Here is a 12,003-nt window from a genome sequence, read left to right on the forward strand (position 1 = left end):
AGCGGGGCGGTGCCCGGGAAAGGTGTCGCGAGGCAGATTATTCCCAATGTGCTGTGCGTGTGCACGCGGACGTGGTGACCTGTGGGGCTTGGCAGGCTTGGGCTCCCTGCATCCAGTCGCCTGCGCAACCGGCTGTCCCCCGGTGCGTGGCTTACAGTGCAGCGCGCGGCGCCAATGCCTTTGAGCAATTGCCAGGCTTTTTTCGCTTCATTTCACTTCGTCATTCAGACAACAGGAGAACCTTCACCATGGGTATTGATTTCAAAGGCCGTGTGGCCATCGTGACGGGCGCAGGCGGTGGTCTGGGCCGCCAGCATGCGCTGGCTTTGGCCGCACGCGGTGCCAAGGTACTTGTCAACGATCTGGGCGGCGCGGTGGACGGCAGCGGCGGTACCGTGAGTGCTGCGCAGGCCGTGGTCGATGAGATCCGTGCTGCGGGCGGCGAGGCGCTGGCCAACGGCGCATCCGTCACCGACTTTGCCGCAGTCGAGGCCATGGTGCAGCAGGCCATCGATGCCTGGGGCCGGGTGGATGTGCTGGTCAACAACGCGGGCATCCTGCGCGACAAGTCGTTCGCCAAGATGAGCATGGACGATTTCCGCCTGGTGGTGGACGTGCACCTGATGGGCGCTGCCAACTGCTGCAAGGCCGTGTGGCCGCACATGGTGGCGCAGCAATACGGCCGCATCGTGATGACCACGTCGTCCACCGGCCTGTACGGCAACTTCGGCCAAAGCAACTACGGCGCGGCCAAGCTGGCCCAGGTGGGGCTGATGCAGACCCTGGCGATTGAAGGCGCCAAGTACAACATCCACGTCAACGCCTTGGCCCCCACGGCCGCCACGCGCATGACCGAAGGCCTGATGCCGCAAGAGGTGCTCGATGCCCTGAAGCCCGAGGCCGTGGTGCCTGCCATGCTGGTGCTGGCGCACGAAAGCGCGCCCACGCGCACCATCCTGTGTGCAGGTGCGGGCACGTTTGAAGCGGCCCATATCACCCTGACCCAGGGTGTTCATCTGGGCATTGGCGCTGACGTGCCCGAGCAGCTGGCAGCGCGCCTGGCCGAGGTGACGGAGCGCGCGGGCGAGCAGGTACCACAAAGCGGTGCCGCACAAGGAACCAACGAGGTTGGACGCGCTTTGGCCGCAAGGGCTTGACGCCCGTCTGGGCGCGCCAGCCTGCTACGTGCTAAGTTCCGGGCCGACAGAAGAGATGGATCGGTACAAAGATATGAGCAAATTGCACGAGAGACTGGCCGCCTACCCGGCGGAAGCCCTGGGAGGGATTCGCCGCGGCATCGAAAAGGAAGGGCTGCGCGTGCTGCCCACCGGCGGCCTGGCCCTTACGCCCCATCCGCTGGCGCTGGGCTCGGCGCTTACGCACCCGCTGGTCACCACCGACTACAGCGAGTCGCAGCTGGAACTGATCACCGGCGCCCATAAGGGCGTGCAGCAGTGCCTCGATGAACTGACCGAGGTGCACCAGTTCGTGCACCACACCCTGAAGGACAGCGGCGAGCTGCTGTGGGCATCCAGCATGCCATGCGGCCTGCCCACCGACGAGACGATCCCGATTGGCCGCTATGGCGGCTCCAACATCGGCCGCGCCAAGAGCGTGTACCGCATGGGCCTGGGCCACCGCTACGGCCGCCGCATGCAGACTATCTCGGGCATTCACTACAACTGGTCGTTGCCGGGCGTGGACAGCGAGCAGTATTTTTCGTTGATCCGCAACTTCCGCCGCCATGCGTTTGTGCTGCTGTACTTGTTTGGCGCGTCACCCGCGCTGTGCCCCTGTTTTGTAGAAGGCCGCGAGCACCGCTTGCAGCCCATGGAAGGCGGCAGCGCGCTGTACCTGCCCCACGCCACGTCGCTGCGCATGGGGCGCCTAGGCTACCAGAGCGACGCGCAGGCCACGCTGGCCGTGAGCTACAACGGCCTGACGGGCTACGCCAATTCGCTGCACGAGGCGCTGACCAAGCCGTACGCAGCCTACGAAACCGTGGGCGTGCGCAACCCGGGCGGCGACTACAACCAGCTGGGCACCAGCCTGCTACAGATCGAAAACGAGTTCTACGGCACCATCCGCCCCAAGCGCACGGTGCGCACCGGCGAGCGCCCATTGCACGCGCTGCGCGAGCGTGGTGTCGAATACGTCGAAGTGCGCCTGATGGACCTGGACCCGTTCGTGCCGGTGGGCATCACCGCGCCCACCATGCGCCTGCTGGATGTGTTCTTGCTGCACTGCCTGCTGTCCGACAGCCCGCCCGACACACCGGCCGAGATTGATGAACTCAAGCAGAACCAGCACCTCACTGCTGAGCGGGGCCGCGAACCCGGTTTGCACCTGTCGCGCAACGGCCAGAGCGTGCTGCTGACCGAATGGGGCGCCGAGGTGCTGGCCGCCTGCGAGCCCTTGGCCGCTGCGCTGGATGCTACCCATGGCACCGACGACTACAGCGCCGCACTGCGCGACGCCCGCGCGCTGATGGCCGCGCCTGATCGCACACCATCGGCCCGCGTGCTCGATAGCATCACCCGCCAACACGGCTGCGGCTTTGAGTCGTTTGCCCGCCAGCAGTCCATCGATGCGCGTGACGCGTTGCTGGGTCTGCCTTGGACGCCTGAGCAACAGGCGCGTTACCTGGCCATGGCGGACGAATCGATTGCCGCGCAAAAGGCGATTGAGGCGGCGGACACGCTGCCGTTTGAAGAATGGCGTGAGCAGTACATGTCGGTGAAAGAGCTTGGGTGATGGGGCGCGCGGGCGTCAGAAAACTCCTGATTTGATAGCTGCTTGCGCTTGCCCATCAAGCGCTAGAGGCTATTTTGACCTGGTTAGGTACCCGTCTCAGATGGGAACGCCAGCCTGAGCACAGTTGCGGCGCTGGGGGTGAACCCCCTCTCCCCTTGCGGGAGAGGGTTGGGGAGAGGGGGCTGCACCTGCGCCGCACCCGTTTCACCCCCTCTCCCCGGCCCTCTCCCACCAGGGGAGAGGGTGTGAAAACCATCTGAGATAGGTATCCCGTCAGGTATTCAGGCGCTCATTTCAGCCCTGCAGCTGCAGCAGCGCCTCTTGCCGCCAATATTCGGCGGCGTCCAGAAAACCTTCCCACACGCAGCCATTGCATCCGCGCCCACAGCAGGTCGTGGGCTCGGGCGGCGGGTTGCGCAGCGTAATGCCCCTGTCTGCAGCGCGTTGCTGCAGCGACTGGAACATCTGCTGCGCGGTCGCGCCGTCCACAGCGCGGGCTGGGGCTGTGATGGTGAGGGAAGTCACGGCTTGGGGCGCCCGGCCTTGGCGCGGCGCATGCCGTATTGCACCCCAAACGCAATGCCCAGCACCAGTGCGAACCAGCCCACCAGGGCCGCCTGGCTCATGAGATCGCGCACGCTGGTGGAGCGGGCGACGTAGGGCGCCAGCAAGATGACCAGGCCGATGAGGGCCAAGGTCACGCTCTTGAACAGCACTTCCTTGTCGGCCTTGCTGGCGGCGGCTTTGCGCGGGGTGTCGAGAGGTGCTGGCATGGAGGTCAAATACGCCGTGGCGCGGGGCAAGTTGGGACCGCGATTATCCTTGCCACCCTTAGATCGTTTTGAATCAATAAGAAAGTACCCCCGCATGGCCATCCAGTGGTTCCCCGGTCACATGCACCTGACCCGTAAAGCCATCACCGAACGCATCAAGGACATTGATGTGGTGATCGAGGTGCTGGACGCGCGCCTGCCCGGCTCCAGCGCCAACCCGCTGTTGGCCGAGATCACGGGCCACAAGCCCACCCTCAAGGTGCTCAACAAGCAGGACGTGGCCGATGCCGACCGCACGCCGCTGTGGGTGGACTGGTACAACGCCCAGAGCGATACGCGGGCATTGCCGCTGGATGCGTCGGACCCGGCCCCCACGCGCAAGCTCATTGACGCCTGCCACCTGCTGTCGCCCAACCGGGGCGGCATGGCCAAGCCCATGCGCGTGCTGATCTGCGGCGTGCCCAACGTGGGCAAGTCCACGCTGATCAACACGCTCAGCAACAAGCGCCAGGCCAAGACCGGCGACGAGGCGGGCATCACCAAGCTGGAACAGCGCATCACGCTGGCCGACGACTTCTACCTGTGGGACACGCCCGGCATGCTGTGGCCGCGCATTGTGGTGCCAGAGAGTGGCTACAACCTGGCCGCCAGCGGCGCGGTGGGCCGCAACGCGTATGACGAGGAACTGGTGGCGCTGGAGCTGCTGCGCCGCCTGCAGAAAAACTATGCGCCCTTGCTGGAGGCGCGCTACAAGCTGGGCCTGCCTGCAGGCGCTGTGGCCGAGATGCACGACGAAGAACTGCTCGAAGCCATTGGCCGCAAACGCGGCGCCATGCTGGGCGGCGGCAAGGTCAACCTGCAAAAGACTGCCGAGATTGTGATGACCGACTTTCGCACCGCCATCCTGGGCCGCGTGACGCTGGAGACGCCCACCGAGTTTGAAGCCTGGCGCGCTGCAGGCCTGGCCGAAGACGCCAAGCGCCAGGCCAAGAAGGATGCGCGTGCCAAGTCCAAAGGAAAAGGGTCTGGTGTGCGCGAGCCTGCGCCGGGCAGCGAAGAGGATTGATCGCTGTAAAGACGCTCAGCCTGCGGCGCGTGCCTTGTCGCCACAGCGCTGGCACAGCCCCTTGATCTCCAGGCCCCGGGCCTCAAACCCGGGCAGGTAGGCGGCCACCTGTGCGCTCAACGCGTTGAACTGCGGGTCGTCGTGCCATTCGGTGATCTCGCCGCACTGGGTGCATACCAGCATCATGCTGGGGTGGTCGTGTTCAGCGTCGGTGCACACCACGTAGGTGTTGGTGGCGTCCACCTTGTGCACCAAGCGCTGCTCCATCAAGAAGTCCAGCGCCCGGTACACCGTGGTGGGGGCCACGCGGCCGTGGCGGGTCTGCATGTCGGCCTGCAGGTCATAGGCCTTGGCGCTGCCCCCGCGGTGCAGTAGCAGCTCCAGCACCTCGCGGCGCTGCTCGGTCAACTGCGTGCCGTTGTGGCTGCAGTGCGCGCGGGCCGCGTCCAGCCACTGGCCCAGGGCCTGCGGGTCTGTCGCATCGGGCATGGCATGGGGGGCGTGGCTGTGGGAGGCTATGGACTTTTTCTTGGCAGGCATGCGCGGCAGTTTAGCGGCGCGCGCGGCCGGTGAGGGCCGTGGGCGCCGCCAGGGCATCAGGGCGCAATACCCAGCCAGGCAAGACCCGTGGGCGCAAAGCCCATGTCCAGCCGCTTGCCCACCTTAGCGCCGGGCACGTCCACCACTGCCACCTGGCGGGCCGCTGGGTCTGACACCAACAACTCATCGCGTGTGAGGCTGCTCACCATGCTGGGGAAGGGCGCGGCCGTGGGCATCTGCGCCACCACGTTCACCTTGGCACGCGTGGCAAAAGCGTTGGCGGGGCTGGTGATGTGCAGCGCGCCCTGGTCGTCCAGCACCGCGTAGTTGCTGCCTGCGCGGTCAAAGCCCTGGGCGCGCACGGTGCGGCCCTCTGCCCAGTTCAGGCGCGTGATGCGGCCTGCGTCGGCGTCGATGACGAACAAATGCCCCGGCGATGCCAGGCCCACCAGTTGCGCCACCTTGTCGTGGCCCTTGATGGTGCCAATGCGCACGCCCGTGGGCATGTCGGCAGGGTTGGGCAGCTTGCGTGCGGTGAAGGTGGCGCTGGCGCCCGTGCCAGAGCGGCTCACCACCAGCACGCCATCGCTACAGCCAAACGCCGTGTGTTTTGCATTGGTGAAGCTGCCATGCAGGTCGGGGCAGGCTTCCGCAAAACGCTGCGCAAACGTGAACCCGGTGGTGGTGCGGCGGTACAGATCCACCTGCACGGGCAGGGTGCTGGTGTTGGCAGGGTCGCGGTAGGTGGTTAGCAGGTGCTCGCCCAACGGCTCTGCTGTGCCATGCATGGGCAGGGGCAGCGGCAGGCGCGCGTCTGCCGTGCCCTTGCCAATGCCCGCATCGCTGAGCAACACCACTTCGGCGTTCTTGTTGTCGGCCACCAGGCCGTCGTTGAACAGCGCGGCCTGGCTGCCGTGCGTTTCGAAATGGGTGGGGCGCACGGCGGGCAGGCGCAGGCTCAGCAGGCGGGGTGCCTGGCGGTAGTCGTGCAGGTGGTCGCCATGGTCTTCTTGCCACAGGCCGCCGTCGATGAACTGGGCCTGGTCTTGCGTGCGCTGCAGGGCAATGGCGTAGCGGCCGCCCGGGCTGGCGTACACGGCGGCCGGCGGGTGGTCCAGCGCGAACGACTGGGCCAGCTTGCCCTCGTCCAGGTCCCAGATGCGCACGTTGGCGCTGTCGGCCTGCAACACGGCCAGGCGGCCTGCGGAGTCGATGCGCTCGCCCGCATGGTCGTCGGTGTCGGTTGCGCCGCCGCCCCCTCCGCCGCAACCGGCCAGCAAAGCAGCGCAGGCCACGGTGAGTGCGCCCAGGCGCAAGAAAGCGTGTCGATTCATAGTGAAATCCCTCAAAGTTGATGTTACAACATTACTGTAACACTATTACATTTTTTGAAGGATCGACATCGGCCCGGTTGAGGTTCGCATTGGACGCGCGTGGTGTTTTTGCCGGTAGCTGATTCAGAAAGCCGCGGTTACGATGGTCTCCCGCCCAGCAACCCCATTCGCCATGGCCGAAGCCTCTGTGACCCCGCTGCTGCATCAACCCGATGCCACCACCCGCCATCTGGTCAGCGTTACGGGCTGGGCGGTGATGTTGCTGGGGGTGATGATTGGCTTGCTGCTGCTGCTGGACGAATCGGTGCAGCCTGCTCGGGTGGCGCTCAATCTGGTGGCGAGCGCAGTGGGTGGCACCGCGTTGCTGCTGGCGCGCCAGGGCCGCTGGACGCAGGCGGCCCACCTGCTGGTGTGGGGCGTGTGGGTGTCGGTGTCGCTGGTGGCAGCGCGCAACGGCGGGGTCAACGGCCCCAACCTGCTCAATTACCCCGTGATCATCGTGCTGGCAGGCTGGTTGCTGGGTGTGCGAGCCACTCTCACGCTGGTAGGGTTGACCGCCTTGCTGTTTATGGGCTTCATCTGGGCCGATGTTCAAGGCGTGCTCAAGCCGGTGCAGGTTGCCAACCGCGTGGCGGGGGCGATTTACCTGGCGGGCATTCTGGTGCTGACGGCGGCGGCCACGCTGCTGTCGCGCCGCAACTACATGCACCGCGTGCAAGAAGCGCAGCAGACCGCCGCCAACCTGGCCGCCAGCGAGGCCGAGCTGCGCAAGCTGCTGCGCGCCGTGGAGCAAAGCCCCGAGAGCATCGTCATCACCAACCTGCAGGAAGACATCGAATATGTGAACGATGCCTTTGTCCGCCGCACCGGTTATGCGCGCGATGAAGTGGTGGGTGGGGCATCGGCCAACTATTCAAGCAATGGCATGGCGCCTGCGCAGCGCGAAGGTCTGCGCTCCACACTGGCGCGCGGCGACTCGTGGGCGGGCGAGCAGGTCAACTACCGCAAGGACGGGCAGGCGCTGATCGAATCGGTGGTGGTGGCTCCCATCCGCCAGCCCGACGGCCATGTGAGCCACTATGTAGAGTTGAAACAGGACATCACCGAGCGCAGGCGTGCGGCCGATGAAATCCACCGCCTCGCGCATTTCGACAGCCTCACCAGCCTGCCCAACCGCTTCACGCTGATGGAGCGGCTGTCGGTGCTGCAGGCGAGCGCGGGGCGCGCACCGGGGGCACAACACGCACTGTTGCTGCTGGACCTGGACCGCTTCACCACCTTCAACGACGCGCGCGGCAGCGAGATGGGCGACCGCCTGCTGTGTGCGGTGGCGCTGCGCCTGTCTGAGATATTGCCGGCGCAGGGCCTGCTGGTGCGCGTGGCCGGAGACGAGTTTGCGGTGGTGCTGCACGGGCTGGGCGCCGACGTGCCGGTGGCCGGCAGCCAGGCCCTGATGTTTGCCGAAAAATTGCAGGCCGCGCTGCTGCGCCCCTTGCGGCTGGATGGCGATACTGAAGAGGCCCAGCTGGGTGCCAGCGTGGGCATCACCCTGTACCCGCAAACGGCCGATGACGGTGCACACGATGCCCTGCGCCGCGCTGGCACCGCGCTACACCGCGCCAAGCAGGCGGGCGGCGGGCGCGCCGAGTTTTTTGAGCAGGGCATGGGCGAGGCGGCCGAGCAGCGGTTTCGGGTGGAGCGTGAGCTGCGCCAGGCCATCGGCGCGGGCGAGCTGCGGCTGTACCTGCAGTCGCAGGTGGACGTACACGGCCAGCTCACCGGCGCCGAAGTGCTGGTGCGCTGGCGACACCCGCGCGACGGGCTGGTGGCGCCGGGGGTGTTCATCCCCATCGCCGAAGAATCGGACCTCATCGTCAGCGTGGGCGGCTGGGTGCTGGCCGAGGCCTGCGCGCTGCTGGCCCAGCCCGCGTTCCAGGCGCGGCGGCTGCGGCTGTCGGTCAACCTCAGTGCGCGGCAGTTTCGGCAGGCGCGGTTCGTGCCGCAACTGCGGGCGCTGCTGACAGCCAGCGGCGCCGATCCGCGCCTGCTGACGCTGGAGGTGACCGAAGGCCTGGTGATTGACGACTTTGACGACGTGGTGGCCAAGATGCGCGAGCTGGCCACGCTGGGTGTGGAAATGTCGCTGGACGACTTTGGCACGGGCTACTCGTCGCTGGCCTACCTCAAGCGCCTGCCGATTCAGGAGCTCAAGATCGACCGGTCGTTTGTGCACGACGCGCCCACCAACGCCGACGACGGCGTGCTGGTGGAAGGCATTTTGTCAGTGGCCCGCCACTTTGGACTGCGCGTGGTGGCCGAAGGCGTGGAGACCCGTGCACAGGCCGATTTCTTGAGCCAGCGCGCACCCGACATCGTCTACCAGGGCTACCTGTTTGGCCGCCCCGAGCCTGACACGGACTGGCTGGCCCGCCTTGCACCGGTTGCCGCTGAACAGGCCCACGGGTAGGCGGTCGGCCCCATGCAGGCTCGCAGATCGAGGGATGCGAAGGAATACATATAAAAATAGCTGCTAGCGCTTTATGGGTAAGCGCTAGCAGCTATTGATTCAGGAGCAATAGAGACGGTGGCGCCACAGCGCCGCGGACCCTACTTGTTCTTGTCTTTGCCGCGCGGGATGACGGCGGTCATGGGGGGCATGGGGCGGTCAGACCCGCTGCCTTCTTTGGGGAGCGAAGTGTCCTTCTTGGGTTTCTTCGCCATCTTGTTACTGCGTTGTTCGCCTTTGGCCATGGTGCCTCCTGTAAAGGTCTCGGAATGGGACCGCAGCGCAGGATGGTACGCCACAACGGGGGCGCCACAGCAGTGGTGCAACGTGCTTTTCAGTGGCTTTCGGGCGAGGGAGTTCAGTTCCAGTCTTGGCTCCCCATCACCCGCGCAGGTCGTCAGCGCGTCAACGCTGGGGCGCAGCCACGGCGCAAGACCTTGCGGGCGCCAAGGACCATCCGGCGCTCAAGCGTTTTGCCGGCAGCGCCATCGTGGGGTACGAGGTACGCAACTTTGATGAGGTGGAGTTCCAGACCTCCACGTTCAAGGAATACGACCTGGCAGGCCGCGACACCCGGCGCTACATCAAGCCGCCGCTGCAGCAGGAGGGCAAACTCACCCGTATCTGGTACGAGGCACCCGGCAACACGCGGGCACTGGAGCTGTACCGCAACTACGCCAACGAACTGGCGGCCAACGGGTTTGCGGTGCTGTACGACTCATCACGCACCGAGCGGCAGGGCAGTGGACCAACTTTCTCGCCAGCTTCAGCAGCACCGGCCGCGACTTCATCAGGAACAACCGAAGCGAATACGTGATGTACGCCGCCGAGGCCGGGGGCACTCGCACCGGCACCTTCCAGAAGGGCAACACCACCGCGCGCCTGGTGTCCATCGAATGGACGCGTGACGACCGCGACTACAGGTCCAAACAAGGCGCCTACATCGCCGTCGATGTGTTGGAAACCAAGGCCATGGAGCAGAACATGGTGGTGGTAGCTGCATCGGACATCAGCAAGTCCATGACCGCCAACGGCAAGGTTGCCATCTACGGCATCCTTTTTGACACCGGTAAGGCCGACGTCAAACCCGAATCCAAGCCATCACTGGACCAGATCGCCGCCTTCCTGAAAGCCGAGCCCACCGTCAAACTGCTCGTGGTGGGCCACACCGACAGCGTGGGCGGCTTTGACAGCAACCTGGCGTTGTCTAAACGGCGCGCCGATGCGCTGGCGGCTGCCTTGTCCAAAGACAACGGCATTGCTGCCAGTCGAGTCTGAGCAACGGCGTTGCGTCACTCGCCCCTGTGGCAAACAACAGCAGTGATGAGGGGCGCGCCAAGAACTGGCGGGTGGAGCTTGTGCTGCAGTAGGTATTTGGGCGGCGTGGCTGGCGGATACTTCAGCTCTTGGTTTGCAGCTGCAGATACGTTATGACGGAGCGCTTTGGGCCCTGAGCCGACTGTGGGGTGGCTGTCCCTAAGCGGTCGTTGCAAGCCACTTCCAGGAGTAATCAGTGTCCAGCTTATCCCGCAGGTTTTGCGGTCAAAATTACGTCAGGTGTCGGTATGGAACTGCTGGAAGTATTCAAACAAGAGCAATGGGATGCAGTCGAAATCACCATTGGTCGGCACAACGTGTTGGCATTCGATATAGAGACTCCGAGAGAGGCCGTCAAATGCTTGGTTTGGTTTTCTGGCGAGGGGCGCCTCTTTCAGACGTCGGCATCAAATAGCTATTCCGAAGTCATTGCTGAAAGACTTCTCGATTGCTTCAATGCGATTGATTTGTCCCAATTGCAGCCAGGAAAAATCACCGTTGCGGACGCACGTTTTCAGCCAGCAAGTGAATTCGAAGTCCTAGCAATCGCACCACCGGAGATTGCGCTCTTTGATCATCTGCCTGAAGACCTCCGCGCAAGAATGCACCTGGTCGTTCCAGCCTATCGCTCAGAATTTCAAGATGGAATGTCGGCAAGAGACTTCAGGCACCAAATGGGTCGAAAAGATGGATGGCGCGTTCATGTGTATCGCTGGAACAGACTTGAAAAGACGGCGGCTTCCTGGGAGTGAGCCGGCGCCGAGCCCATCAATCGAGAGGACGCTTCCGGCTACGGCCTCCAAGTGCCTCTCATCTCAAACGTTGGGCACTTAGGAGAAACCGTGGATTTCGATAAGTCATCCCCTGTAGTCATCGCGCTAGCTAAGGAATTCATGTCTGCCGTCTGTCGCATCGCTCCCACGTGGAACCGCGCATTCTGGCGTTTCGAGTCGGAGGAATTCCGTTTCGGTTCAAATGCGTCATACGTAACGCCTGATGGCGTTTTCCTCGTATCTGCAATGAAAGAAAGTGCGATGTACGACGCCCTGAACGCGTTGGGTCGGCAGCTTTGGGACTGTGAGCCAGAACCAAAGAAGCGATTTTGTGTTTGCCTCCTCGGCATCGAGAACTCCTTTGACTATGAGATCAAGTTCGAGAGAGAAGACATCTCAAAATGGCGAATCACCAAGATCGACGGCAAATCTGGAATTCCAGATGGACTGTGAAGATCCCCAACCCGGCCCTCAACCTCGCTCGCTTGGTCGCTGAACGTTGCTCGACAGAGCCGCGCCGTACCGGTTAGCTCTAAGTTGAGCGTCCGCTTTCATCTGCCACCACCGGCCGCTCCTGGCCGATAGCCATCACTCCGCTACTTCATTTCGCGCTGCTGGGCCAGCGCAATCGCTGACGAAATCGCCGCTCGTGCCTGCGGACTGTTTTTCCAGCAACTTGAGCCGATAAGCGAAGCCGCATTCGACACGATATCCAGCGCGTTGGCCTTTGCAAGATGAGCGAAGGACTCGAATCCAAGTTGCTCCAGGCGAAACACGACGGTAGGGCCGACGCCCTTGAGGGCAAGCAAGGCCTGCCGTTCAGAAATTGGAAATGGCACGTTGAACTGGCGCTTCAATGCAATGTTGGTGCTTGGCGAAGGTCTGCATACCTTGCTGACCATGCCGCAGGTGGGCGTCTGAGCAGGCAATTTCCCACATA

Annotated in this window: 14 protein-coding genes; 8 read left to right on the top strand and 6 right to left on the bottom strand. The window is 64.1% G+C overall.

The window, feature by feature from the left end; genetic code table 11:
- The first annotated feature begins 248 nt into the window (after positions 1–248).
- Entirely contained in the window at positions 249–1,157 is a 909-nt protein-coding gene (locus ACK4OE_RS06010) for an SDR family oxidoreductase (RefSeq protein WP_409883728.1), read from the top strand.
- Positions 1,158–1,230: 73 nt separating this feature from the next.
- On the top strand, positions 1,231–2,754 hold the full coding sequence (gene gshA, locus ACK4OE_RS06015) for a glutamate--cysteine ligase (protein ID WP_409883729.1): 1,524 nt from the start codon (positions 1,231–1,233) through the stop codon (positions 2,752–2,754).
- A 294-nt stretch (positions 2,755–3,048) separates the two neighbouring features.
- On the opposite strand, the gene ACK4OE_RS06020 is transcribed toward gshA, so the two are convergent.
- Together ACK4OE_RS06020 and ACK4OE_RS06025 are read right to left on the bottom strand one after the other, a co-directional pair.
- Positions 3,049–3,219, bottom strand: coding sequence for an oxidoreductase-like domain-containing protein (locus ACK4OE_RS06020; RefSeq protein ID WP_409883804.1), 171 nt, complete (start codon positions 3,217–3,219; stop codon positions 3,049–3,051).
- Between the two features lie 56 nt (positions 3,220–3,275).
- The gene (locus ACK4OE_RS06025; RefSeq protein WP_409883730.1) at positions 3,276–3,527 is read right to left on the bottom strand and encodes a hypothetical protein; all 252 of its coding nucleotides are present in this window, start codon (positions 3,525–3,527) and stop codon (positions 3,276–3,278) included.
- A 94-nt stretch (positions 3,528–3,621) separates the two neighbouring features.
- Here ACK4OE_RS06025 and ylqF point away from each other — a divergent pair, with 94 nt between their 5' ends.
- Positions 3,622–4,593, top strand: a complete 972-nt coding sequence (gene ylqF / locus ACK4OE_RS06030) for a ribosome biogenesis GTPase YlqF (protein WP_409883731.1) — start codon at positions 3,622–3,624, stop codon at positions 4,591–4,593.
- 15 nt (positions 4,594–4,608) lie between these two features.
- Here the strand turns inward: ylqF and ACK4OE_RS06035 are convergent, their stop codons facing one another.
- Positions 4,609–5,133, bottom strand: a complete 525-nt coding sequence (locus ACK4OE_RS06035; RefSeq protein ID WP_409883732.1) for a Fur family transcriptional regulator — start codon at positions 5,131–5,133, stop codon at positions 4,609–4,611.
- Positions 5,134–5,189: 56 nt separating this feature from the next.
- The gene (locus ACK4OE_RS06040) at positions 5,190–6,467 is read right to left on the bottom strand and encodes a hypothetical protein (RefSeq protein ID WP_409883734.1); all 1,278 of its coding nucleotides are present in this window, start codon (positions 6,465–6,467) and stop codon (positions 5,190–5,192) included.
- Positions 6,468–6,639: 172 nt separating this feature from the next.
- On the opposite strand from ACK4OE_RS06040, the gene ACK4OE_RS06045 reads away from it, so the two are divergent.
- On the top strand, positions 6,640–8,934 hold the full coding sequence (locus tag ACK4OE_RS06045) for a putative bifunctional diguanylate cyclase/phosphodiesterase (protein WP_409883735.1): 2,295 nt from the start codon (positions 6,640–6,642) through the stop codon (positions 8,932–8,934).
- 140 nt (positions 8,935–9,074) lie between these two features.
- On the opposite strand, the gene ACK4OE_RS06050 is transcribed toward ACK4OE_RS06045, so the two are convergent.
- Positions 9,075–9,218, bottom strand: coding sequence for a hypothetical protein (locus tag ACK4OE_RS06050; protein WP_409883736.1), 144 nt, complete (start codon positions 9,216–9,218; stop codon positions 9,075–9,077).
- A 125-nt stretch (positions 9,219–9,343) separates the two neighbouring features.
- On the opposite strand from ACK4OE_RS06050, the gene ACK4OE_RS06055 reads away from it, so the two are divergent.
- The 4 genes from ACK4OE_RS06055 to ACK4OE_RS06070 all read left to right on the top strand — a co-directional run bounded on the left by ACK4OE_RS06055 (position 9,344) and on the right by ACK4OE_RS06070 (position 11,516).
- Positions 9,344–9,790, top strand: coding sequence for a hypothetical protein (locus ACK4OE_RS06055; protein WP_409883737.1), 447 nt, complete (start codon positions 9,344–9,346; stop codon positions 9,788–9,790).
- Positions 9,790–10,251 (top strand): OmpA family protein, encoded by a 462-nt coding sequence (locus ACK4OE_RS06060; RefSeq protein ID WP_409883739.1) that lies wholly within the window; start codon positions 9,790–9,792, stop codon positions 10,249–10,251. Before ACK4OE_RS06055 ends, ACK4OE_RS06060 begins: the two co-directional genes overlap by 1 nt.
- Positions 10,252–10,538: 287 nt before the next feature.
- The gene (locus ACK4OE_RS06065; protein ID WP_409883740.1) at positions 10,539–11,042 is read left to right on the top strand and encodes a hypothetical protein; all 504 of its coding nucleotides are present in this window, start codon (positions 10,539–10,541) and stop codon (positions 11,040–11,042) included.
- A 90-nt stretch (positions 11,043–11,132) separates the two neighbouring features.
- Positions 11,133–11,516 carry a hypothetical protein gene (locus tag ACK4OE_RS06070; RefSeq protein ID WP_409883741.1) on the top strand — a complete coding sequence of 128 codons (384 nt, stop codon included), beginning with the start codon at positions 11,133–11,135 and terminating at the stop codon, positions 11,514–11,516.
- Between the two features lie 143 nt (positions 11,517–11,659).
- Here the strand turns inward: ACK4OE_RS06070 and ACK4OE_RS06075 are convergent, their stop codons facing one another.
- The gene (locus ACK4OE_RS06075) at positions 11,660–11,920 is read right to left on the bottom strand and encodes a helix-hairpin-helix domain-containing protein (protein WP_409883742.1); all 261 of its coding nucleotides are present in this window, start codon (positions 11,918–11,920) and stop codon (positions 11,660–11,662) included.
- Between the last annotated feature and the right edge of the window lie 83 nt (positions 11,921–12,003).

This window comes from Acidovorax sp., from assembly GCF_046314175.1.
Taxonomy (GTDB): domain Bacteria; phylum Pseudomonadota; class Gammaproteobacteria; order Burkholderiales; family Burkholderiaceae_C; genus Acidovorax.